Source organism: Bradyrhizobium sp. IC4059, from assembly GCF_020193615.1.
Taxonomy (GTDB): Bacteria; Pseudomonadota; Alphaproteobacteria; order Rhizobiales; family Xanthobacteraceae; genus Bradyrhizobium; species Bradyrhizobium yuanmingense.
On record NZ_JADYVH010000005.1, the window covers coordinates 278,093 to 300,574 of the forward strand.

General features: G+C 64.6%; 17 protein-coding genes and 1 tRNA gene. 12 read left to right on the top strand and 6 right to left on the bottom strand.

The features are described 5' to 3' along the window. Window positions 1–89 precede the first annotated feature (89 nt). Window positions 90–2,345 carry a TonB-dependent siderophore receptor gene (locus I6F12_RS17870; protein ID WP_225157013.1) on the bottom strand — a complete coding sequence of 752 codons (2,256 nt, stop codon included), beginning with the start codon at window positions 2,343–2,345 and terminating at the stop codon, window positions 90–92. A gap of 379 nt (window positions 2,346–2,724) precedes the next feature. On the opposite strand from I6F12_RS17870, the gene I6F12_RS17875 reads away from it, so the two are divergent. Next, window positions 2,725–2,928: a hypothetical protein gene (locus I6F12_RS17875; protein WP_036010204.1), complete on the top strand. Its 204-nt coding sequence runs from the start codon at window positions 2,725–2,727 to the stop codon at window positions 2,926–2,928. A gap of 166 nt (window positions 2,929–3,094) precedes the next feature. Here the strand turns inward: I6F12_RS17875 and I6F12_RS17880 are convergent, their stop codons facing one another. Both I6F12_RS17880 and I6F12_RS17885 read right to left on the bottom strand, forming a co-directional pair. Next, window positions 3,095–4,201, bottom strand: a complete 1,107-nt coding sequence (locus tag I6F12_RS17880; protein ID WP_225156928.1) for an autotransporter outer membrane beta-barrel domain-containing protein — start codon at window positions 4,199–4,201, stop codon at window positions 3,095–3,097. A 252-nt stretch (window positions 4,202–4,453) separates the two neighbouring features. Next, window positions 4,454–4,705, bottom strand: coding sequence for a hypothetical protein (locus tag I6F12_RS17885; RefSeq protein ID WP_225113098.1), 252 nt, complete (start codon window positions 4,703–4,705; stop codon window positions 4,454–4,456). Window positions 4,706–5,048: 343 nt separating this feature from the next. Between I6F12_RS17885 and I6F12_RS17890 the strand changes: the two genes are divergently transcribed. Both I6F12_RS17890 and I6F12_RS17895 read left to right on the top strand, forming a co-directional pair. Next, complete coding sequence (locus I6F12_RS17890) at window positions 5,049–7,139, top strand: caspase family protein (protein ID WP_225156929.1); 2,091 nt, start codon at window positions 5,049–5,051, stop codon at window positions 7,137–7,139. Window positions 7,140–7,155: 16 nt separating this feature from the next. Then, a complete protein-coding gene (locus I6F12_RS17895) occupies window positions 7,156–8,655 on the top strand; it encodes a caspase family protein (protein ID WP_225156930.1) in 1,500 nt (499 codons plus the stop codon). Window positions 8,656–8,750: 95 nt separating this feature from the next. Here I6F12_RS17895 and I6F12_RS17900 read toward each other — a convergent pair. Continuing rightward, a tRNA-Asp gene (locus tag I6F12_RS17900) sits at window positions 8,751–8,827 on the bottom strand. Window positions 8,828–9,061: 234 nt separating this feature from the next. Between I6F12_RS17900 and I6F12_RS17905 the strand changes: the two genes are divergently transcribed. Together I6F12_RS17905 and pepT are read left to right on the top strand one after the other, a co-directional pair. After that, window positions 9,062–9,391, top strand: a complete 330-nt coding sequence (locus I6F12_RS17905) for an HU family DNA-binding protein (RefSeq protein ID WP_036010212.1) — start codon at window positions 9,062–9,064, stop codon at window positions 9,389–9,391. Window positions 9,392–9,488: 97 nt separating this feature from the next. Continuing rightward, window positions 9,489–10,739 carry a peptidase T gene (gene pepT / locus I6F12_RS17910; RefSeq protein WP_225156931.1) on the top strand — a complete coding sequence of 417 codons (1,251 nt, stop codon included), beginning with the start codon at window positions 9,489–9,491 and terminating at the stop codon, window positions 10,737–10,739. A 64-nt stretch (window positions 10,740–10,803) separates the two neighbouring features. Here pepT and I6F12_RS17915 read toward each other — a convergent pair whose 3' ends face one another. Continuing rightward, a complete protein-coding gene (locus I6F12_RS17915; RefSeq protein ID WP_036010217.1) occupies window positions 10,804–11,694 on the bottom strand; it encodes a hypothetical protein in 891 nt (296 codons plus the stop codon). Between the two features lie 359 nt (window positions 11,695–12,053). Here I6F12_RS17915 and I6F12_RS17920 point away from each other — a divergent pair, with 359 nt between their 5' ends. The 6 genes from I6F12_RS17920 to I6F12_RS17945 all read left to right on the top strand — a co-directional run bounded on the left by I6F12_RS17920 (window position 12,054) and on the right by I6F12_RS17945 (window position 19,274). Beyond that, complete coding sequence (locus I6F12_RS17920; protein WP_225156932.1) at window positions 12,054–12,284, top strand: hypothetical protein; 231 nt, start codon at window positions 12,054–12,056, stop codon at window positions 12,282–12,284. 120 nt (window positions 12,285–12,404) lie between these two features. Continuing rightward, window positions 12,405–12,767 carry a hypothetical protein gene (locus I6F12_RS17925; protein WP_225156933.1) on the top strand — a complete coding sequence of 121 codons (363 nt, stop codon included), beginning with the start codon at window positions 12,405–12,407 and terminating at the stop codon, window positions 12,765–12,767. 55 nt (window positions 12,768–12,822) lie between these two features. Continuing rightward, window positions 12,823–14,097, top strand: a complete 1,275-nt coding sequence (gene ihpA, locus I6F12_RS17930; protein ID WP_036010223.1) for a divalent metal ion exporter subunit IhpA — start codon at window positions 12,823–12,825, stop codon at window positions 14,095–14,097. Next, a complete protein-coding gene (ihpB, locus tag I6F12_RS17935) occupies window positions 14,094–15,080 on the top strand; it encodes a divalent metal ion exporter adaptor subunit IhpB (protein ID WP_225156934.1) in 987 nt (328 codons plus the stop codon). The genes ihpA and ihpB overlap by 4 nt, the downstream gene beginning before the upstream one ends. Further along, on the top strand, window positions 15,073–18,291 hold the full coding sequence (locus tag I6F12_RS17940; protein ID WP_225156935.1) for a CusA/CzcA family heavy metal efflux RND transporter: 3,219 nt from the start codon (window positions 15,073–15,075) through the stop codon (window positions 18,289–18,291). Before ihpB ends, I6F12_RS17940 begins: the two co-directional genes overlap by 8 nt. A gap of 2 nt (window positions 18,292–18,293) precedes the next feature. Then, complete coding sequence (locus tag I6F12_RS17945; protein WP_225156936.1) at window positions 18,294–19,274, top strand: cation diffusion facilitator family transporter; 981 nt, start codon at window positions 18,294–18,296, stop codon at window positions 19,272–19,274. 123 nt (window positions 19,275–19,397) lie between these two features. Here the strand turns inward: I6F12_RS17945 and I6F12_RS17950 are convergent, their stop codons facing one another. Further along, complete coding sequence (locus I6F12_RS17950) at window positions 19,398–20,258, bottom strand: methyltransferase domain-containing protein (RefSeq protein ID WP_225125153.1); 861 nt, start codon at window positions 20,256–20,258, stop codon at window positions 19,398–19,400. 494 nt (window positions 20,259–20,752) lie between these two features. On the opposite strand from I6F12_RS17950, the gene I6F12_RS17955 reads away from it, so the two are divergent. Continuing rightward, window positions 20,753–22,267 carry an autotransporter domain-containing protein gene (locus I6F12_RS17955; protein WP_225156937.1) on the top strand — a complete coding sequence of 505 codons (1,515 nt, stop codon included), beginning with the start codon at window positions 20,753–20,755 and terminating at the stop codon, window positions 22,265–22,267. Window positions 22,268–22,482: the final 215 nt, after the last annotated feature.

Genomic DNA, 22,482 nt, shown 5'->3' on the forward strand with positions numbered 1-22,482 from the left:
AGATCAGCGGACGCCCAGGTGGAGCCGAGCGAACGTCACGATCGGTTGCGCTTCGTCCCAGAGCCTTCCGGCCCTGCCCTCGCCTGTCCTCACCATTTGTAGGAGACGCTGGCGGTGACGCGCCGACGGTCGCCGTAGAAGCAGGACGTGGACGACGCGCAGCTTGCGACATAGATCTTATCGGTCAGGTTGATCACGTTCAGCGCCGTCCGCCAGTTCTGCCATTCATAGTGGAGCGCGAGATCGCCGAGCACGACCGCGGGAACCTCGAGCGTGTTGGCGGTATCGGCCCAGGACGAGCCGATGTAACGTACGCCGCCGCCGAAGCCGAAGCCCGCGAGCGGTCCGTCCTTGAAGGTGTAGTCGGCCCAGCCGGACACCAGGAGTTCGGGCGTGTTGGTCGGCGTCTTGCCGACGAGCGTCGGATCGAGATCCTTGCTCACAAAGAGATTATAGGCCGTGAAGGCACCGATGAACTTCAGCTCCTTCGTGGCATTGGCCACCGCCTCGAGCTCGATGCCGCGCGAGGTCACCTCGCCAGTCTGGTTCTGCAGGAGCGGAACGCTGCCCGGCACCGTTGTCGGGACATTCTGACGGACAAGGTCGAACGCCGAAACGGTGAAATAGCCGTCGAATCCGACCGGCGCGACCTTCACGCCGATTTCGGCCTGCTTACCGGTCTCCGGCAGGAAAAGCTGGTTCGACGCATTAAGGCCGATGATTGGATTGTAGCTCGTTGAATAGGAGACGTAAGGTGAGATGCCGTTGTCGAAATTGTAGATCAACCCGGCGCGGCCGCTGAACCTGCTGTCGTCGCGGCTGGCGACGGTGGCGCCGGTGTCCCGGGCTTCCTGCGTCGTCTCGACCCAGTCATTGCGGCCGCTCAGCACCAGCGTGAAATTGCCGAGCTTCATCTGGTCCTGAACGTAAGTACCAGCCTGTTTCTGCGTGATGAGGAAGTTGCGGAACGGCGAGCCGGGTAGCGGAACCTCAGCTCCTCCGTAGGCCGGATTGAAGACGTTGATCGAGGGCACACCGAACCCGAAGGCCTGGTAATCGTCGATTTGATAGCCCCGCAGATCGACACCGAACAGCATCGTGTGCCTGACGGCGCCGGTGTTGAAACGATACTCCAGCTGGTTGTCGAGATTGGCCTGATTCGCGGTGTTTTTCGCATACCAGTTATAGCGGCCCATCGTCGCCGTGTTGATGTTGTCCCAGCCGTTGCCGACATAGCCGCGATAGGTGATGTCGACATGCGCAAAGCGCGCGTTCTGACGGAACGTCACATCGTCGGTGAGATGACGCTCGAACTGGTAGCCGAGCATCTCCTGCTCGCGCGTGAACTTATCGACACTGGGATCGCCGACGAAGAAGCTGGTCGGGATCTTGCCGAACGGCGCGCTGGTCACCGTGCCCTGATAGGGCAGGAAGTTGATGCCGCGGGTATCCTGCTTCGAGGCCGACGCCAGCACCGTGAAGGTCGTGTCGGCATCGGGCTTCCACGTGACCGACGGCGCGATGAAGTAGTTGTTGTCAGGTGTGAAGTTGACCTGCGTACCGCCGTTCTGGACCTGGCCGACCACGCGCGCGAACAGCTTGCCGTTATCAGGACTGGTCGCAACCGGACCGCCCATGTCGAAGCTGACATAGGCGTTGCCGAAGTTGTTGACGCCGGTCTCGATGTAACGGATCGGTTCGGCCGGCGGCATCTTGCTGATGACGTTGACGATGCCGCTCGGGCTCGATCCGCCATACAGCACCGCCGACGGACCGCGCAGCACCTCGACACGCTCCATGTTGGGCGTCTGCAGCTTCCAGCTCGCATAGGACGTGTAGAACAGCTGCATGCCGTCGAGGAACAGCCCAATGTCCTCGGACTTGAAGCCGCGGATCAGCCACCAATCGTTGCGCGTGTCCGTACCGAAAGTCCCTGCCCGCACGCCGGCGGTGTAGCGCAGAACCTCGTCGAGCTTGTTCGGCTTCTGGTCGCGGATCTGCTCGGCACCGATGACGGACACCGCCTGCGGCGTCTCCATGATCGGCGTGTTGGTCTTGGTGCCCGACGAGCTGCGGCCGGCGACATAGCCATTCACCGGCCCGCGCGGCGTCTCGACGAAGCCGACGTCGCGCCGTGGCTGCGGCCTGTTCGAGGCAGGGGTCTGCGCCGAGATCCGCGTCGCGCGGCGCTGAGGCGTCGCCGCGGTGCGGCGGCGCGCTTCCGGCGCCGTGACCGTCACCGGCGGAATGTTCTGCGCGCCACTCTGCGCGGAAGATTGTGCAAGCGATGCCGGAGGCATCAAAACCCAAGCGGATGCGGTCGCCAACACGGCCGACCGCAGCATTCCAAGACTGTTCAACGCGCCACCCCAAAGCTGCATGTTTCGATGCGTCATGCCGCCTGTCCCCGGAACGGCATGCGCTCGCGATGACGCTTATGTGAGGGCGCGGGAATTCCCTAATTGAATGCTTCTTAGAAGGACTCTTAGAAATGCTCCAATATTTCCGTATGTTGCTGCAACATCAGCGGGCTTCGGCGGCGATCACCGAAAGACGATCGGGCGGCCAAACGGCGCCCCAGACCAGCCCAGCGCGGCCGTCCGAATGAAACTTGCCGGCCGGGCGAGATGAAACCATTTTGCGGAACCCGCGAAACCATCCGGAAACAGACGGCGCTTAGAAGATGAGCCCGTAGACGACGGCAAAGCCCGTCGGGAGGCTCAGATGAACCACTCAATTCATTCTGCTGATCGTGCGACCCACCTGAAGATCGTGGTGGTGGCGCTGGTGGCCGGCATTGCCGTGGCCGGCTTCGGGATTGCGGCCCGCACCCATGCCGATTACAGCCAGACCGCCCAGTCCACCCAGGTCATCAAGGCCGGCAAGCCGGTGGTGGTGACCAGCGCGGGCACGTCCGAGATTCGCTGAACAACCGAAAAGGTCCGGTTTGATACCAAACGGCCGCCTTCAGGCGGCCTTTTCATTCGGTTTCACCCATGCGACGGCGCCGCGGGGGATGTTGCCTCCGCCAGGCGCGAGAGGAGCGCAAGAAGATGCCCGCCGGGCACGGCGGGCATCCGTCTTCGAGATCACTCTACCAGGTATAGCGAAGGCCGGCCTGAGTACCCGCGATCGAGGTTCCGAATCCGCCAACCCCAGGCAGCAGGGGGTCCGGCAAGGTGATGCTGCTGCCATGAACTTCGAGGTAGGACGACAGCTGCGGCGTCCAGAGCACGTTGACCTTTGCGGAACCGCGAAGACCATTAGTACCGATCACGCCGGCCGCAACGGGGACCGCACCTCCAACGGCGCCGGCGCCGCTCGCGTCAACGATCCTGTAGTACTGACCCGAGATCGACGGCTGGATCTTAAAGCCCAGCCAGTCCGTCTCGAAGCCGGCACGGATGCCACCGTGAAATTCGGTTGAATCGCCCGTCTTGCTGCCGAAATTGGCGGTATAGCCCTCCGAATAGGTTACGCCGACCGTGGGCTCGAACCACACGGTGTAGGGGAAGTCGAACCGGTATTGGCCGTTCCAGGTATAGGCGATGCCGGTGCCGTCCGCGGTCGCGGCAAGGGGAAGATTGGATGTGGTGCGAGTCCAGCTCGCAAGCGCGGTGAAGTCAGTCGAGAAACCGCCGTTGAGATACGACAGGGTGCCGGAAGTCGATGGAATTGAACCATCGGTCGTCAGTCCGCCATTCGTGAAGGTGTGCGCCCACGAATGGGAGCCAGTCCCGATGAAGGTCAGCGCGTCGGTTGCAGTGAAGATACCGATCTTGGTCACATCGACTGCGCCGGTCACCGTCGCAACGCTGACCTGGACCCCGCTCGATTGCGCACTGTCGCCACTGCCGACGAGGTTCGCGCCGTAAAGCCAGACCGCCGGGGGCGGCGCTGCAAGTGCCGGAGCCTTGGCGTAGGCCAGGGCACCGAACGGATTGCTGACACCCCTTGCGGCGAACGGATCACGGCGGTCGAAATCAGACTCCTCGCCGCTGAAGCGCAGCATTCCAGGAGGAGTAACGACCCTGCGATGCTGAATCTGGTCGCGGACGTTCTGGATGATGTTCTGAACGGTGTTGTTGATGACTTGCTGCGGAACATTGACCTCCTGTGCGGAGACCGGTCGCGTCGCAAACAGACTAAGCAAAAAAGGTACGGCCACGACAAAGCTGCGGCGGAAAATTCCTGCCCTCATGGTATTCGATCAGCCCCCTGCTGGTTCAGCCCCGAGCCTTGGCGGGAGGTAAATTCCCGCAAGCTTCAGGCGCCGAATTTATTTGCAAAGCACCCGCGGCGTCTTCACCTGATTGGCTGAATTGGGGGTTCGGCTCCATCAAGCGCGCCCAGCTGATGCTCATTTGCAACACTTTCCCAGGCCGCGCTGCACGCCGAGCAACACGCCTGGATACGAGAAGCAACCCAACGCAGGGCGCGCGCCGATATCCCACTACTCCACCGTCGAGCGGTTTCGCTTCTTCGTGGCACCACGCTGCGTTGCCGTCTGGCTCAGCTCCGGACTTTTCTTAGGCTTGCCTGCTTCCCGTGCCCGGATGTGCCGCCGCACGTCCTCTCGAACGTTCTGGATGATGGAGTCGCGTGACGACTCGGCCGGATCATTGCAGCGGGCCACGCTGCACAAAGCGACGAGCAGCGGCAGGGCCAGAATCGGCGCACGGGCGAACTTGACTGTCCTGGTCATCCGCAGTCTCCGAAGATGTCGCCGGCCTCGGCCGCCTGCGCCATCAACACCAGCGCAGCGCGACTGGTTTCACCGCTCGCGATGTGCAGCCTCTTGGTCGAAGCATCGCCACTCCCGGTTCACGAAATCCTGAACACGGAGGCCTTTGATGTCGTCATCCAGCATCCCTTGATGTAGAATCCACGAACAAGCCGCCTTAGCCCGTTTCTGCGATTTTTCATTTTCTGAGTTTCTGCCGATGCCTGCCCATTTCGGGATTTTCGTTCTCGCAAGCTCGCGTCCCGTCTTCATGTTGCAGGATCTGGCACGCCGGATCGCCGTTCTCAGCTGCGTAGCATTGTCGATGCTCGTTTCGACAATACTGCAGGCGACCGCCGGAGACAGGATCGCGCTCGTTGTCGGCAACAGCAACTATCGCAAGGTCCCAAAACTCATCAACCCGGCCAACGACGCCGCCGACATGGCGACGTCGCTGGGTCGTCTGGGATATTCCGTCAGACACCTCGCCGACCTCGACTACAATCATTTCCGGCAGGCCCTCATCGAATTCGGCAATGCGGCGAAGACGGCCGACAAGGCGGTGATCTTCTTCGCAGGCCATGGCGTCGAAATGGACGGAAAGAACTGGCTGATTCCGGTCGATGCCGAAATCAAGTCCGAGATCGATGTCTATGCCGAGGCGATCAATCTCGAGACCCTGATCGATATCTCCGTGATGCCGAAGATCATCGGCCTCGTGGTTCTCGACGCCTGCCGCAACGACCCGTTCGAAACGACGAAGGTCGCCGCCGCGGGACGCGCGCTGTCGTCGCGGCCATCCAAGGCGGCCGCGCCAGTGTCCGGCACACCCCGTTCCCCGACGCCTTTCGCGGCCGACACGCGCGGTCTTGCCCCTGTCGAGGTGAGCGACAACGTGCTCGTTGCCTTTGCGGCCGCTGCCGGCACGACGGCGAGCGACGGGGCCGGGCGGAATAGCCCCTACTCCGGCTCGCTCCTGCGCCATGTCGAAACGCCGCAACTCGAGATCAACTATCTCTTCCGGATCGTGCACGACGAAGTCTGGAAGGAGACCGGGACACAAGAGCCGGCAATCTACGGGACGCTGCCGAAGGGCGACATCTATCTCAACGGCGACGCTGCCGTCGCAAACGGCGATGGTGGAGCAGATGCCGAGCAGCTCGCCTGGGAGTTCGTCCGCTCGACCAACGAGATCGCGACCTTGCGCCGTTTCGCCCAGCAATTCCCGGCGAGCGCGCATACGGCCGAAATCGACCAGCGCATTGCGCAGTTGCAGACGGCTGAAACGAACGCCTGGAAGATCGTCGAGCGACAGAAGTCGCTCGCGGCCTACCGCGCCTATTTGGATCTCTATCCGTTTGGCGAGCATGTCGAGAGCGCCCGGGTCGCGCTGGCTTCGCTCGAGAAGTCGGCTAAGCCGGGCCAAGCCACCGGGCAGATCGACATGCCCGGTCCGCCACCGGCGAGCTATCAGCTCGCCTCGGCCGAGACGACCACCGGCAATTCGGAGGCAGTCGAGAAGGCATGGGATGTCCTGAAGGAATCACGCGACAAGAGCGTGGTTGGCCGGTTTGCCGAGCGCTATCCGAGCTCGCGCCATAACCGCCTGCCGCCGGGCAGCGACCTTGCCCTGCGACCGGTCAATTCCACCGAGCTGATGCTGCAATCAGCGCACGACAGCGACGTGAACGCCTGCTTCGACGGCGATTCCGGGGCGTGCGCCAGATCCATCAAAAAATACCCCGACTACGTCCAGCTTCAATTCCAGCTTTGCCGGTCCAAGGGCAATCCCAAGGGATGCATGATCAACGCGGTGACCGAGGCGCGCCGGCGCGGGCTGCTGGTTTCCGCCTACACCCGCTCGGAAGAGGAAAAGGTTCGCAATCGCGAATATCGGCGAGTGGTTGCACGCGTGAACCAGAATGTCGGCAATGTGGTCAGCGGCGTCGTCAGCAACGTCGTCGGCAACGTGGTCAGCAATGCCGTTTCGACTGCGGTCAGCAATGCCGCGTCGAGCGCAGCAAGCCGGGCGGCATCGCAGGCGGCATCAGCCGCAGCGTCGAACGCTGCCAGCCGATCAGCCTCGAGCGCTGCATCAAGCGCGGCCAGCAGAGCGGCCTCGACTGCCGCTTCGAATGCCGCGAGCCGCGTCACCATTCCATCGGACATCCGCCTCAAGGAGGACATTACGGCACTCGGCTGGACCGATACTGGCCTCCGCCTCTATCGCTATCGATACAAGGGCGATGCGAGGTTCTATGTCGGCGTGATGGCGCAGGAGGTCGCGCGGCAGACTCCCGCGGCGGTGTCGTCTGGAGTGGACGGGTTTCTGCGCGTCGACTATGGTCTGCTCGGCCTCGATTTTCTCACCGACCGCGACTGGATGAGGCGGCAGCTCCGTTCGGGCATCGACTAAGGGACGCGACTCCAACTTGCGCTGGCTGGCACTGTTCATTGCCATCGGGCTTCTCTTCGACGCCGAAGCAGAAGCTTCCAACCGCCGTGTCGCCTTGGTCATTGGAAACGCGAGCTACGCGAACGCGCCGCCGCTCGGCTCTCCCGTCAATGATGCCGAGGACATTGCCGCGGGTCTCGCCGGCCTCGGCTTCGATGTCGATCTGCGCAAGAACACGACCATCGACGATCTGCACGTGGGGCTCGTCGCCTTCACCGAGAAGTCCGCCGCTGCGGACATCGCGGTCTTCTATTTTGCCGGATACAGTGCAGCTGCCGGTGTCGGCAGTTACCTGATCCCCGTGGATGCGCATCTTGCGACACCTGAGTCGGCCAACGCAGAGACCGTTCCCCTGGCTGCGGTGACCGCTGCCGCAGGGCGGGCTCGCAGGCTGGGTCTGGTGATCCTGGATGCCATGCGGGAGAACCCGTTCCCTGCGATACCGAATGGCCGCAGCAGCAGCTCTTCCCTGACCTCAGCCGGAAGCACACCGATCCGCAACACGCTCGTGTTCTTTCCAGCGGAGCCGGGGCGGACCGCGGAAGAAGGCGAAGGCCGCAACAGCCCTTTCGCTGCGGCGCTGCTGAAATACCTCCGGCAGGCCGACCTCGAGATCAACTTCGTGTTTCGCAACGTTCGCGACGAGGTTCGGCAGGCAACGCACCGGAAGCAGACGCCCTACATGTATGGTCAGCTTTCCAAGGACAAGATCTATCTCCATCCCGTCAAGCAAGTCGTCCAGGACGATACCGCCGTCATGCAGCACTGCGACAACGCCGTTGCCGGGCTCGCGGATTTGAGGGCAGCCGGCGCCGACCAAGGCGAGACGCGCGACAATCTAAAGGCGGCGAGCGCGGTTGCGGCGTGCGCGGAGGCGGTCAAGCGGTGGCCAGGGGCGGACCGCCTGCACTACCAGCTCGGGCGTTCATTGTTCGCCATGCGCGATTACGGAGGAGCGGTGGCGAGCTACAAGGCGGCATCCGAGCTCGGCAACGCACGCGCGCTCTACGAGCTCGGATTGATGTACGAGAACGGCAACGGCGTCGAGAAAGATCCCGCCCGCTCGCGCTTCTACTATGAGATGGCCGCCGAGAAGAAGATTGCGCCAGCACTCGTCAGCCTCGGCCTACAGCAGGAGCGTGGAATCGGCGCGGCCAGCGATCCCGCAAAGGCCTATGCGTTGTACCAGCGGGCCGCCGAGCTCGGCGATGCGACGGCCATCAACAGGATGGGGGAGCTTGCCGAGAAGGGACTGGGAGCCAGGCGAGACCTGAAATTGGCTCGGGCGCTGTACCAGAGGGGCGCCGCGATGGGCGGACTCGAAGCTCTGGTCAATCTCGCCCGGTGCAACGCCAACGGAATCGGCGGCCGACGGGACCTTGCCGCGGCCAGGCGGCTCCTGGCCAAGGCAGCGCAGGCCGGCAGCACCGACGCACGGCGCATCCTCGCGCATATCGAGGAGTCCAAGCCGAAATAGACGAATTCTGGCGGGGAGGAAGCGATCGGGATGAAACGGCAGTCCAAGCGGCGCTTTTGGCCGCGACAGCAACTATTTGATCTATTTGCCAAAAATGGCGCGAGAGACGGGGCTCGAACCCGCGACCTCCGGCGTGACAGGCCGGCGCTCTAACCAACTGAGCTACTCCCGCGTGACACGCAATGTCTGCGGAACGAGGGGGGACTTAAAGGCCCGATCTGGTGAAGTCAAGGATGTTGCATCCACAGCTCAAACCAGCGGATTCCACTGCTGGCACACACGAACGCGGCCCTCGGTAACGCCGGGGGCGTAGTCAGTCCGGTCCCGAATCGTCTACGCCTCCGGGAACTTGCGGGTCAGGGGCCATCTCCCTTCTGGACGACCTGCAAGATCGAGGAGGCCAGACATGGCTAAGAAGGATCCGGCTAAGAAGGATTCTGCGAAGAAGGCAGCCGCGCCCGCCACGATCACGCTCAAGCACCTCGCCGCCGACATTGCCGAGCGCCAGGATGTCTCCAAAAAGCATGCCGAGGCCGTGCTGACCGACATGGTCGATCTGATCACCAAGCACCTCAAGAAGGGCGACCGGGTCCGCATCGTCGGCCTCGGCATCCTCCAGGTCCGCAAGCGCGCCGCCCGCACCGGCCGTAATCCTTCCACCGGCGAAGCGATCCACATCAAGGCCACCAGGAAGGTCGCGTTCCGCCCGGTGAAGGAACTGAAGGAAGCGATCTGAGGCCGCTAAAGCCAGACCCCGAGCCCGTTGCGGCCGCATCACGGCCCGCTTTTCTGATATACCGCCAGCTTCAAGAACACCCGGCGGTTTGACCAGAATGTCCTCCCTCTCCTTTTCGCATACCGTGACCGAGCGCTTCCTGCGCTACGTCACCATCGACACCCAGTCCGATCCGGCATCCCCCAGCTCGCCGTCGACCGAGAAGCAGAAGGATCTCGGCCGCGTGCTCGCTGCCGAGCTGAAGGCCATGGGCGTTGTGGACGCGCATCTCGACGATTACGGCTACGTCTACGGAACGATCCCGGCCAACACCGACAAGAAGGTGCCGGTGATCTGCTTCTGCTCGCACATGGACACCTCGCCCGACGTCACCGGCAAGGACGTCAAGCCGCAAATCGTGAAGAACTATCGCGGCGGCGACATCGTCCTGCCCGGCGACACCAGCCAGGTGATCCGCTTCAATGAGCACCCTGCGCTGAAGAACCAGATCGGCAACGACATCATCACCACCGACGGCACGACGCTATTAGGCGCCGACAACAAGGCCGGCGTCGCCGAGATCATGGATGCCGCGCATTTCTTCATCAACAATCCCGACGTGAAGCACGGCACCATCAAGATCCTGTTCACGCCGGACGAGGAGATCGGCCGCGGCGTCGATAATGTCGACCTGAACAAGCTTGGCGCCGATTTCGGTTACACCATGGACGGCGAGAGCGCCGGCTGCGTCGAGGACGAGACCTTCTCGGCCGACGGCGCCACCATCACCATCAACGGCGTCAGCGCCCATCCCGGCTACGCCAAGGGCAAAATGGAGCACGCCATCAAGATCGCCGCGGCCATCGTCGAGCGTCTGCCGAAGGAGGGCTGCTCGCCCGAGACCACCTCGGGCAAGCAGGGTTTTCTGCATCCGATCGGCATCGACGGCGCGCTCGAACAGGCGACGCTCTCCTTCATCGTCCGCGACTTCACCGAGGAAGGGCTGAAGGAAAAGGAGGCGCTGCTCGAGGGCATCGTCAAGGACGTGATGAAGGACTACCCGCGCTCGACCTACACGTTCGAGGTCAAGGAGCAGTACCGCAACATGAAGCAGGTGATCGATCGTCACCCGCACGTGCTCGAATACGCCATCGACGCGATCCGCCGCGCCGGCCTGCGCCCGATGCGCACCGCGATCCGCGGCGGCACCGACGGCTCGCGCCTGTCCTTCATGGGCCTGCCCTGCCCCAACATCTTTGCCGGCGAGCACGCGTTCCATTCGCGGCTCGAATGGGTCAGCCGGCAGGACATGGAGAAGGCGGTGCAGACCATCGTACATCTGGCGATGATCTGGGAAGAGAAGGCCTGACGCTTCCTGAAGACGTCGAATATGGCCGGGCTTGCGCCCGGCCATTTCCATTTGGTTGAGGGGCCTACGGCACCGGCATTGCGCGCGGGTTGCGGTGGAAGCGGTTGGCGCTCGCCATCCAGTTCGGCAACGGCTCTCCATCGCGATGGCGTCCGCCGGCAACCGCCGCGGCCCAGGCCACTGCGGCGCCGATCAGGGTCGCGGCTGCGACCGAGAACGCCACGATGATCGAGTTGCGCCGCGCGCGGTTGATCGCCGTCTTCGCGTCTGCGATCAGGGCGTCAACGCGCTTTTCGGCGTCGGGGGCCGCCAGTCCCGTGACCGCGGCGACCTGCTGCACGAGGTACGTCCGGTCATCGGCGGCGACGCCGCTGTGGCTGGACGACGTCATCAGGATACGTCCGGCTTCGGCGCGCGCTTCCCTTAGGTCGGTGTTCGGAGCGCGGCGCGGCGCGCGGAACAGCTTGTCGAGCTCATAGCTCAACAGGGGCTCGGCGGCCGAGGTGTTGCTCGCCGAGCTGCGCATCGGGGAACGGTCGATCGCGGCAGCGCCGAGAAGGGCCAGCAGCGCGGCGCCGGCCAGGACTGCCAGCGCCCAGGCGGTCAACCCGTGAAGCCCGTCCCGCCGCTCGCCGTCATCCTCGATCGTTGCGAGCGCGGGCTCGGACCGGGTGGTCCGGCCGGCGACGTAACCGCCAAATCCAAAACTGACGATCGCCTGGATGATCAGATAGAGCCCGGAGAGTAGCGCCAGCGCCGCCGACGCATCGCGCCAGCTCGGCGAGGCCGAACTGACACCGAGGCCGACCGCGACACCAAAACCGATCAGGATGAACGACATTGCACTCGCAGCAAGCGCGCCCGCGAACACCGAGCTCCACTGGATGGTTCGAGGCGCCTCAACTGCCAAGCCGCCTTCCATGACCTCTTCCCGCATCAGAGTCTCGACCGTCATCGCGGCGCTCTCAGCGCAGGCCGAAGAACGACAGGATCGCCATGATGACGACGATCAAGCCGATCAGATAAATCAGTCCGTCCATTGTCCGTCCTCCTCAGTTTCTTCTCTCGCTAATCGCGAGGTATGAGGAACGTTCCAAATTGGACAGATCGTATGGAACGAACTTGGAGGATGCGGGTTGTCTGTCCAAGTCCTAGGGATAGAGATTGTGAGCACATGAGGCCTCAGCCGGCTCGTCCGGCTGGGGCCTTTCCGCGTTGCGGCCGGCAGGTTTCCTCCTGTCGTATGTTAACGACGCCGGATCCGGGATCATCAATGATGCGATCGGGGCGGAACCTCCGGATCAGGAGAGGCGCGTGGACCGCAGAACGGCGTGCCTGCATCAGGCGAATGCATTCCGGGAGAAGGCCCTCGCCGATCCCGAGCACCGCGACCAATGGATCGACGAAGCCATCAAATGGCTGGAACGGGCTATGGAAGCGAGCTGTCGGGCGGTCATCACCATGGAAGGTGACAATGGCAGCGACGCTCCGGCCCCCGCGTTCGAAACCATGGCGCCGCATCGGCGCGTCATTATCCGCCAGTGAGAGGCGCTGGCAGCGCATGCACTGCTGCGGCAATTGTTCCAGGGACGTAACAATGTTGCGGGTCGACACTGTTCCCGCACCCATGCTAGGCCGGGCACAGACCGCAACCAGAGTGAACTCGTGCTCGCAAACCGTCAGCCCTCAGGATCCCGCCGCTCGCGTTTTCCGCGCGGGCTGCTGTCCGTGCTGATCGCGGCGGTCTATCTGCTCGCGGGCGCTCTGCACGGCGCGCACGACATCGACGTCACCACGCCCCGCGGCGGTTCGGAGATCGCCGCGGTCCTCGATGGCGCTACCGGCTATGGCGACCACAAGACCATCGGCGGACATCATTGCCACGGCTGCTTTTCGCTGACCGTGGCACAGCCGGCACCATCGACCGCGGCGATCGCGCTCGTGTCGGCACCGAGCCCGCAACAGGCCCCCCGCCTCGCCGGAATTGTGCCCGATACCGACTCTCCCCCTCCCAGACCTATTGCCTGAACGGATTGGTCGGGCGCGGCGCGCCCATTAGGTTCATCCTTCACAGGTCGATTTTATGTTTTGCAGGGGAATGGCCGCGCGCCTCGCGTGCGCGGCAGCGTGTCTGATTGCAGCATCGGCGCTTGCACCGGCTCACGCCCAGACTTTAACGATGCGAAGCGCGCTGTCGCGCGCGCTGGCGGCGAGCCCGCGCCTGACGGCAGCCGAGCGCGACGTCGGCATCGCCACGGGCCAGCGTATCCAGGCGGGCGCCCTGCTCAATCCGGAACTGTCCTACGAACAGGACGATTCATTCGGCTCCGGCAGATATCGCGGAACGCGCTCGGCGGAGACCACGCTCCAGATCAGCCAGGCCTTCGAGCTGTTCGGCAAGCGCGAGGCGCGGATTGCCGCAGGCGCAGCCGGCGTCGAGGTCGCCGCGATCCAGCGCAAGGCGATCAGGCTGGAGGTGCTGTCGGAGACCGCGATCGCCTTTCTCAGCGTGCTCGGCGCGCAGCGGCGCATCCAGATCCTCGACGAGCAGATCGCCGCGATCGACCGCCTGACGCCGCTTCTGCGCCGCCGTGTCGAGGCCGGTGCCTCCTCGCCGGCCGAGACCGGCCGCGCCGAGGTCGCCTCCGCCCTGGTGAAGGCGGACCGCGAGCGCTTCAAGGCGACGCTGGCGAGCGCCCGGCGCGAGCTTGCGGTGTTGATGGGCGATCCCGCCGCCAAATTCGGCGAGGTGTCCGGCCGGCTCGACACCACCGGGCGGCCGCCGGCGTTCCAGGCCGTGGTTGCCGCCATCGACGCCAATCCGCAGCTGGTGCGCTGGACCGCAGTCTACGCCCAGCGCAATGCCGAGCTGCTACTGGCGCGGCTCAGGCCCTATCCGGACGTGCGGATCGCGGCCGGCTGGCGCCACTTCAACGAAACGGGCGACGATGCGGCGCGGCTGACCGTCTCCGTGCCGATCCCCGTGTTCGACCAGAACCAGGGCAACATCCTCTCGGCCCAGGAAAGCCTCGCAAAGACCAAAGCCGAGCGCGAGGCCAACCGCAACGCGCTGATCGTGATCGCCGGCCGCGCCTATGACTCGCTGCAAGGCTCGCTGCGCGAGCTCGCGGTGCTGCGCGAGACCGCAATTCCCAAGGCCGTCGAAGCGTCCGAGGCGATTTCGCAAGGCTATGGCCAGGGCCGCTTCACCCTGCTCGAAGTGCTGGACGCGCAGGCCAGCGTCACCCAGGCGCGGCTGCGCGAGCAGGAGGCGCTGCAGAATTTCCACGCCGGCGTGGCCATCATCGAAGGCCTTGTCGGCAATCCCTTTACGCTGGCCCGGGAGAGCGCGCGATGAAGACGTCCTCCACCATCCTTGTAGCCATCGTCGCCGCCGCGCTAGGCGCTTACGGCTATTCCCTGCTCGCAGCGGACAAGCTCGCACACACCGATCATGGCGAGCACGCCGAGCATTCCGAACACAAGAAGCCGAGCGACCATGTCGAGCAGGACGAGCACGGCGCCGACCGCATCCGCATCTCCGACGTCAAGCTGGCGGCCGCGGGCGTCACGCTGGCGGAAGCCGCCAGCGCCACGCTGACCGACACGCTCGCCTTCAACGGCATCCTGCGCGCCAACCAGGAAGCCGTGGTGCAGGTGACGCCGCGCTTTCCGGGCCTCGCCAAATCCATCCAGAAGCGGATCGGCGACAAGGTCGGCAAGGACGACCTGCTCGCCGCGATCGAGAGCAACCAGAGCCTCACCGTCTACGAGCTGAAGGCGCCGATTGCCGGCACCATCATCGAGCGGCAGATCTCGCTCGGCGAATACGCCTCCGAGCAGAAGCCGGCCTTCGTGGTCGCCGACCTCTCCACCATCTGGGTCGACCTGTCGATCTACCGCCAGGACCTCCGCCGCGTCCGCCTCAACGACGAGGTCCTGATCGATCCCGACGACGGCCGCGACGAGATCAAGGGCACGATCTCCTACATGGCACCGATCGGCTCAAGCGAGACCCAGACCGCGCTGGCGCGCGTGGTGCTGCCAAATCCGGACGGACGGCTGCGGCCCGGCCTGTTCGTCACGGCGCGGCTGATCCTCGCAGCGCGCAATGTCGCGGTTGCCGTGCGCCGCAGCGCGATCCAGACGCTGGAGAACAAGACCATCGTGTTCGTGCGCGAGGACGGCGACAAGATCGAGGCGCGCCCGGTCGAAACAGGCGATTCCGATCCGCGCCATGTCGAGATCAAGGCCGGCCTTTCGGCAGGCGAGCATTACGTCGCGGAGAACAGCTTCGTGGTGAAGGCGGAGATGGGCAAGGGCGAGGCCGAGCATGATTGAGCGTCTCATCGCCGTCTCGCTGCAGCAGCGCTGGCTGGTCCTCGTCCTCGCGCTCGGCGCCGTCGCCTTTGGCGCCTGGAATTTCCAGCGCCTGCCGATCGACGCCGTGCCTGATATCACCAACGTCCAGGTCCAGATCAACACCCGCGCTCCCGGCTATTCGCCGCTCGAGACCGAGCAACGCATCACCTTCCCGGTCGAGACTGCGATGGGCGGCTTGCCAAAGCTCGACTACACCCGCTCGTTGTCGCGCTACGGACTCAGCCAGGTCACGGTCGTCTTCAAGGACGGCACCGACATCTACTTCGCCCGGCAGCTCGTCGGCGAGCGCATCCAGCAGGTGAAAGACCAGCTGCCGGCGGGTGTCGAGGTCGCGATGAGTCCCATCTCGACCGGCCTCGGCGAAATCTTCATGTACACCGTCGAGGCCAAGGCGGGCGCGAAGACGCAGGGCGACCGCGACTATTCGCTGACCGACTTGCGCACCGTGCAGGACTGGATCATCCGACCGCAGCTTCGCAACGTGCCGGGCGTGATCGAAGTCAACACGATCGGCGGCTTCGAGCGGCAATTCCACGTGCTGCCGGATCCCGGCAAGCTGATGGCCTACCGGCTCGGCTTCCGCGACGTGATGACCGCGCTCGCCGCCAACAACGCCAATGTCGGGGCCGGCTATATCGAGCGCAACGGCGAGCAATATTTGGTTCGCTCGCCGGGCCAGGTCGGCACTGTCAGCGAAATCCAGGACATCGTCATCGGCTCGCGCGGCGGCAATCCGGTCAGGATCAGGGACGTCGCTGCTGTCACCGAGGGGCGCGATTTGCGCACGGGCGCTGCGACCTGGAACGGCGAGGAGACCGTGCTCGGCACCGCCATGCTGCTGATCGGCGAGAACAGCCGGACCGTGGCCCGCCGCGTCGCAGCCCGTCTGGAGGACATCGCCAAATCGCTGCCCGAGGGCGTCGTGACGCGGACCGTCTACGACCGCACCGATCTCGTCGAAGCCACCATCCGCACCGTCCGGAACAACCTGCTGGAAGGCGCGGCGCTGGTGGTCGCCGTGCTGTTCCTGATCCTCGGCAACTTCCGCGCCGCGCTGGTCACGGCCTGCGTCATTCCGCTGTCCATGGCGTTGACGATCACCGGCATGGTCGAGACCAAGGTCAGCGCCAACCTGATGAGCTTGGGGGCGATCGACTTCGGCATCATCGTCGACGGCGCCGTGATCATCGTCGAGAACTGCCTGCGCATGCTGGCGGTGGCTCAGCGCGAGAAAGGCGGGCTGCTGACGACGCCCGAACGGCTGCGCGCGATCCTGCGCGGGTCGAGCGAGGTGATCAAGCCGAGCCTGTTCGGAACGCTGATCATCGCCGTGGTCTATTTGCCCGTGCTGACGCTGACCGGCGTCGAGGGCAAGATGTTCACGCCGATGGCGCTGACGGTGCTGATGGCGCTGGGCGCGGCCGTGCTGTTCTCCATCACCTTCGTGCCGGCGGCCGTCGCCATCTTCGTCACCGGGAAGGTGTCCGAGCACGAAAACCTGTTCATGCGCGCGGCGAAGCGCGCCTACCTCCCCCTGCTCCGCTTTGCCATCGATAACCGGCTCGCCGTCGCCCTGTCCGCCGTGCTCATCGTGACCGCGAGCGGCATCGCCGCCTCGCGCATGGGCGGCGAGTTCATTCCGAGTCTCGACGAAGGCGACGTCGCGCTGGCCTCGATCCGGATTCCAGGTACCAGCCTCACGCAGTCGCTGGACCTGCAGAAGGCGCTGGAAAAGCGCATCATGCAGATTCCGGAGGTGAAGGAGTTCTTCACCCGCATCGGCACCGCGGAGATCGCCACCGACCCGATGTCGCCGGCGCAGACCGATGGCTACGTCATGCTGAAGCCGCGCGCCGAATGGCCCGATCCGGGCAAGTCGAAATCGGAGGTGGTCGAGGCCATCGAGCATGCTGCAGACGAGATTCCCGGCAGCGCCTACGAAATCTCCCAGCCGATCCAGTTCCGCGTCAACGAGCTGATCTCCGGCGTCCGCACCGATGTCGGCGTCAAGATCTTCGGCGACGATCTCGACATCCTGCAAGGCGCCGCCAAGCAGGTGGAGGCCGCGATCCGCGGCATCCGCGGCGCCAGCGACGTCAAGATCGAGCAGGTCTCCGGCTTGCCGATCCTCACCGTCCGCCTCGATCGCCAGGCGCTTGCCCGCTACGGCCTCAGCGTCGCCGAGGTGCAGGGCATCGTCGAGATCGCGGTCGGCGGCAAGTCGGCCGGCAAGCTGTTCGAAGGCGATCGCCGCTTCGACATCGTGGTGCGCCTGCCGGAGCACCTGCGCGGCAATCTCGAGGCGATCCGGGCGATCCCGATCCCGCTGCCGCCCGCCGAGGAGGCGGCAACCGGCAGCGCCGTTCGAACGGCGCTGGCCAGCTCGCCCCTCGCCCAGATGCGCTACGTGCCGTTGTCGTCGGTCGCCACCGTCGATGCGACGCCGGGGCCGAACCAGATCAGCCGCGAGAACGGCAAGCGGCGCATCGTCGTCACGGCCAATGTCCGTGCGCGCGACCTCGGCTCTTTCGTCGCGGAGGCCGAGGCGGCCGTTGCCGAGAAAGTCAAGCTGCCGCCGGGTTACTGGATCGGCTGGGGCGGCCAGTTCGAGCAGTTGGTCTCGGCCACCAAGCGGCTGACGATCGTGGTTCCGGTGGCGCTGCTCTTGGTGTTCCTGCTGCTGTTCATGGGCATGGGATCGGCGGCGGATGCGGCGCTGGTGTTCTCCGGCGTGCCGCTGGCGCTGACCGGCGGCGTCGCGGCGCTGCTGCTGCGCGACATTCCGCTATCCATCAGCGCCGGCGTCGGCTTCATCGCGCTATCCGGCGTTGCCGTTCTCAATGGCCTCGTCATCATCGCCTTCATCGAGCGTCTGCGCAGCGAGGGACGCTCGGTCGCGGAGGCCGTGCGCGAAGGCGCGCTGACACGGCTGCGCCCGGTGTTGATGACGGCGCTCGTCGCCTCGCTCGGCTTCGTGCCGATGGCGCTCGCCACCGGCGCCGGGGCCGAGGTGCAGCGGCCGCTCGCAACCGTGGTGATCGGCGGCATTCTCTCCTCGACCGTCCTGACGCTGCTGGTGCTGCCGGCGCTCTACGTGCTGTTCCGCCGTGACGTGGCGAAGGAAACGCCTACAATGGCCCCTGATTTGGCGGCGTCTGCGGAGCGCTAGATTTGGGCAGCCACGACCACCACGGTCATCACGACCATGATCATGCGGGCCACTCGCATGCGCATGGCCATACACACGATCATGGTCATGGACACGGCCATGTCCATGCACCCGCCAATTTCGGCAAGGCGTTCGCGCTCGGCATTACGCTCAACATCGCGCTCGTCGTCGCCGAGGCGGTTTACGGCTATGTCGGCAACTCCACCGCCCTGCTCGCCGATGCCGGCCATAACCTGTCGGACGTGCTCGGCCTCGTCATCGCCTGGGGCGCCTCGATCGCAGCCCGCCGCGCGCCCAAAGGCCGCTTCACCTACGGCTTTCGCGCCTCCACCATCCTGGCGGCGCTGGCCAATGCGGTGTTCCTGCTGGTCGCGACCGGCGCGATCGGCTGGGAGGCGATCCTGCGCCTGCGCGAGCCGGAGCCGGTCGCAGGCGTCACCGTGATGGTGGTCGCCGGCATCGGCATCCTCATCAACGGTTTCACCGCCCTGCTGTTCGCTGGCGGACGCAAGGACGACATCAACATCGAAGGCGCGTATCTGCACATGGCCGCCGACGCCGCGGTCTCGCTCGGCGTCGTGGTCTCGGCCGCGCTGATCATCTGGACCGGCTGGCTCTGGCTCGATCCCATCACCAGCCTCATCATCTGCGCCACCATCCTCTGGAGCACGACCAGCCTCTTGCGCGGCTCCATCGACATGTCGATGGCGGCCGCGCCCAAGGGTACCGACCTCGCCGCAATCAGGGTGTTCCTGCTGGCGCGACCGGGTGTGTCGGGGATTCACGATCTCCACGTCTGGCCGATCTCGACCACCGAGACGGCGCTGACCTGCCATCTCGTGATGCCCGCAGGCAGCGACGACGCATTCCTGATGCAGACGACGGAGCTCCTCAAGACATCCTTCCGCATCGGCCACACCACGCTCCAGGTCGAGACGCATCCCGACAACGGCTGCGCGCTCGCGCCGGATGATGTGGTGTGAGGCGACTCTGCCTCCGCATCGTCATTGCGAGGAGCCGTTGCGACGAAGCAATCTAGATTGTCTCCGCGGAGGGATTCTGGATTGCTTCGCTTCGCTCGCAATGACGGTGGAGAGCGCTGCGCCCTACCCCGCCTTCGCCGTCACGATCCAGATCGCGCCCTGGAGCGCCACGCTCTGCTCCTTCAGGAACGGCGCGAGCGCCTCGCGGATCGAAGCCTTGGCAGCTTCATAAGTCTCGGGCGGATGGCCCTGGAGTGCACGGCTGGCGGGACCGATCTGGAGCGAGCCGTCGACGGCGGCCTCGAGCCCGCCGCCGATAGCAATGTCCATCGCCAGATTGTGCGGCTCCATCGCGACGTCCGCGAATCCTGCGCCTTTCAGGATGCGCATGACGCGCTCTTCCGAAGCAAAGGCGAACGGGCCCGGCTCCTCCGGCCCAACCGGCGGCATCTTGGGCACGTGCTTGTAGACCGCCATCAGCGGCGCCATCGCCCACGGATTTTCCTTCGGCTCCCGCCAGCAGGCGAAGGCGAGCCGGCCGGCCGGCTTCAGCGCGCGACGCAGATTGGCGAAGGACGCGATCGGATCGGCAAAGAACATCACGCCGAAGCGTGAAGCGAGCAGATCGAAGCTCGCCGGTTCGAACGGATAAACGGTCGCATCCGCCAGCACGAAGTCGAGCGGCAGGCCCTTCGGCGCGAGCGCCCGCGCCTGCGCCAGCATCGGCTCGGAGACGTCGAGGCCGAGCGCGAAGCCATCGGGCGCCACCGCCTTTGCGAAGGCAAACGTCGTCGCGCCGGAGCCACAGCCGACATCCAGAACGCGCTCGCCCGGCTTCGGCTTGGCGCGGTCGATCAACACGTCGGCAATAGGGCCGAGCAGCTTCTCCTGCGCCGCGTGGCGATCGGCCCAGCGCTGCCCGCTCGGCCCGTTCCAATAGGCGATCTGGTCAGCGTTCTCTGCGTGCCCGGCGGGTCGTTCCATTCAAGGCTCCATCATCTATTCTTGCTCTATCATAGAAGCTTGTTCGGTCGAAAAGCGGGCGCCCTAACGTCAGGCACGTGTGAGAGCGCCTTGGAGGTCGCGCGACGGATTGCCGCGTCGGCGCGTACCGGCCCGTCCGGGCCGCGTCCGATCAGAGACTGACTTTCGGAAAGCTGTCGATGTCCGCAGCCCTGGACTGCACGCGTCGAACGTCAGAACCCTCTGCTAGCAAAGAGGTTCTGCTGGACGCCATCCGGTCCCTTCGAAGGGCCAAGGCTCGCACCCTCTGCTCCCACGAGACCGACACCAGAAACGCGGTGTCGCGAAAAGCCCGGCTCGCGGCTGGATATGCACAGGCGAGCCGCACACTTTCCGCGATTGTAGCCTTCCTGCAATAGCATTCTGAATCAAACTTCGTATGTTTGTCCGAGGAGTCGATTGTGGCTTGGCGAGGGGTCGCTTGGCCGCGGTCTGGTGGAATGGGAATGTTTGGAATGAAGCAGGTTGCGCCCGCTCTCGTGGCATTGGTGACGTTTTCCGGATCAGCATTGGCAGCCGACCTTCCGCGCAAATACGCCAAGCCACCGGCTGTCGCCGCAGCTTTCGTCAACTGGACCGGCTGCTATGTCGCGGGCGGCGGCGGCTACGGCATGTGGAATCAGGAAAATTCGACTTTTGTCGACGGTCCGCCCCGCTTTCAGAATGCCGATACGATCACCACCGGTGGCCGCGGGTACTTCGGGACGGTACAGGCGGGATGCGACTATCAGTTTGCGGCGGCCAGCGAGCGCTTCGTGATCGGCGCCTTCGGTGATTATGATTTCGCCAGTCTAACCGGGCGGCTCACTCCCTCCGGCTTCTCGATGGTTGGCGACGAGAAAATGAGCTCGGCCTGGGCGGTCGGCGGCCGGCTCGGCTGGCTGGCGACGCCTAGCCTGCTGACCTATGTCTCGGCGGGTTACACCGAAGCGACTTTCGACCGCACGAACTTCAATCTGAACTTTCCGCCCTTCGGAGTTGCGGCCGGCCTCTATCAGGACAAGCGAACCTACGATGGCTGGTTCATCGGCTCCGGCGCCGAATATGCGCTGGGCTTCCTGCCGGGTCTCTTCTGGAAAACGGAATACCGCTTCTCCGACTTCAATGTCGGCACAAATCCGATCCGGGATACGGCGAGCGGATTGCCGATCGGCTTTTCCGAGGATTCGAAGAAGTACGTCCACACTGTCCGCAGCGAGTTGGTCTACCGCTTCAATTCGAGCGGCCCCGCCGCCGATGTGACGTCCCCTGCCTATCTGAAGGCGCCTCCGGCCCCCACGCCGCTCACGAATTGGACCGGCTGCCACGTCGGCGGCGGCGGAGGCTATGGGCTCTGGAATCAGGACAGCACGACCTACATCGATGGGCCCACCAGAACCCGCTTCAGCGATACAGCAACAACCGGAGGCCGCGGCTTCTTCGGGACTGTGCAGGGCGGCTGCGACTACCAGTTTGCGGCAGCGGGCGCGGCCTTCGTCGTCGGCGCATTCGGCGACTACGATATCGGCAGCCTCAAGGGCCAGCTCAGCCCGCCTCGCTTCGGGATCGTGGGTGAAGAGAAGATGAGCTCGGCCTGGGCGGGCGGCGGCCGGCTCGGCTGGCTGGCGACCCCGAGCCTCCTGACCTATTTCTCAGTCGGCTATACCGAAGCCAGCTTTGACCGTACCGATTTCACCCTCAACGCTGCGCCGTTCGGAAGACCAAGCGGCGTGTTCATGGACAAGCGTACCTACAGGGGCTGGTTCATCGGCGCCGGCGAAGAACACGCGCTGAAGATCGTGCCGGGCTTGTTCTGGAAGACCGAATATCGGTTCTCTGAATTCGACACCGCAACGAACGCCGTCCGCGACACGGCAACGGGTCTGTCCGTTGGAGCGTCGATCGATTCCGAGAAATGGGTTCATGCCGTTCGCAGCCAGCTGGTCTATCGCTTCAACTGGGGCGGCGGCCCCGTCGTGGCGAAGTACTGATCACCCCACTGCTGGTCGTCGCTAAGGCAAAGCTCCGGTTCGTCCGGGGCTTTTGCTTTCTGCATTCGGTCAATATGAAAGTCTGGAACAGAGTTGCGCTTTGGGCTCCGGACCCGACGCAAGCGTCTCATCCGCGCGCATTGCGGCCGCATTGTTTCACCGAACGGCCACATCGGAATCAGATGCCAACCAGATTTCCGCGCTAGGTTCGCGCT

Coding starts and splice junctions, on each gene's coding strand:
- ihpA (WP_036010223.1), top strand. CDS start 12,823: ATGTTTTGCAGGGGAATGGCCGCGCGCCTCGCGTGCGCGGCAGCGTGT.
- I6F12_RS17955 (WP_225156937.1), top strand. CDS start 20,753: ATGAAGCAGGTTGCGCCCGCTCTCGTGGCATTGGTGACGTTTTCCGGA.
- I6F12_RS17915 (WP_036010217.1), bottom strand. CDS start 11,694: ATGACGGTCGAGACTCTGATGCGGGAAGAGGTCATGGAAGGCGGCTTG.
- I6F12_RS17890 (WP_225156929.1), top strand. CDS start 5,049: ATGCTCGTTTCGACAATACTGCAGGCGACCGCCGGAGACAGGATCGCG.
- I6F12_RS17940 (WP_225156935.1), top strand. CDS start 15,073: ATGATTGAGCGTCTCATCGCCGTCTCGCTGCAGCAGCGCTGGCTGGTC.
- pepT (WP_225156931.1), top strand. CDS start 9,489: ATGTCCTCCCTCTCCTTTTCGCATACCGTGACCGAGCGCTTCCTGCGC.
- I6F12_RS17875 (WP_036010204.1), top strand. CDS start 2,725: ATGAACCACTCAATTCATTCTGCTGATCGTGCGACCCACCTGAAGATC.
- I6F12_RS17870 (WP_225157013.1), bottom strand. CDS start 2,345: ATGCTGCGGTCGGCCGTGTTGGCGACCGCATCCGCTTGGGTTTTGATG.
- I6F12_RS17885 (WP_225113098.1), bottom strand. CDS start 4,705: ATGACCAGGACAGTCAAGTTCGCCCGTGCGCCGATTCTGGCCCTGCCG.
- I6F12_RS17905 (WP_036010212.1), top strand. CDS start 9,062: ATGGCTAAGAAGGATCCGGCTAAGAAGGATTCTGCGAAGAAGGCAGCC.
- ihpB (WP_225156934.1), top strand. CDS start 14,094: ATGAAGACGTCCTCCACCATCCTTGTAGCCATCGTCGCCGCCGCGCTA.
- I6F12_RS17950 (WP_225125153.1), bottom strand. CDS start 20,258: ATGGAACGACCCGCCGGGCACGCAGAGAACGCTGACCAGATCGCCTAT.
- I6F12_RS17880 (WP_225156928.1), bottom strand. CDS start 4,201: ATGAGGGCAGGAATTTTCCGCCGCAGCTTTGTCGTGGCCGTACCTTTT.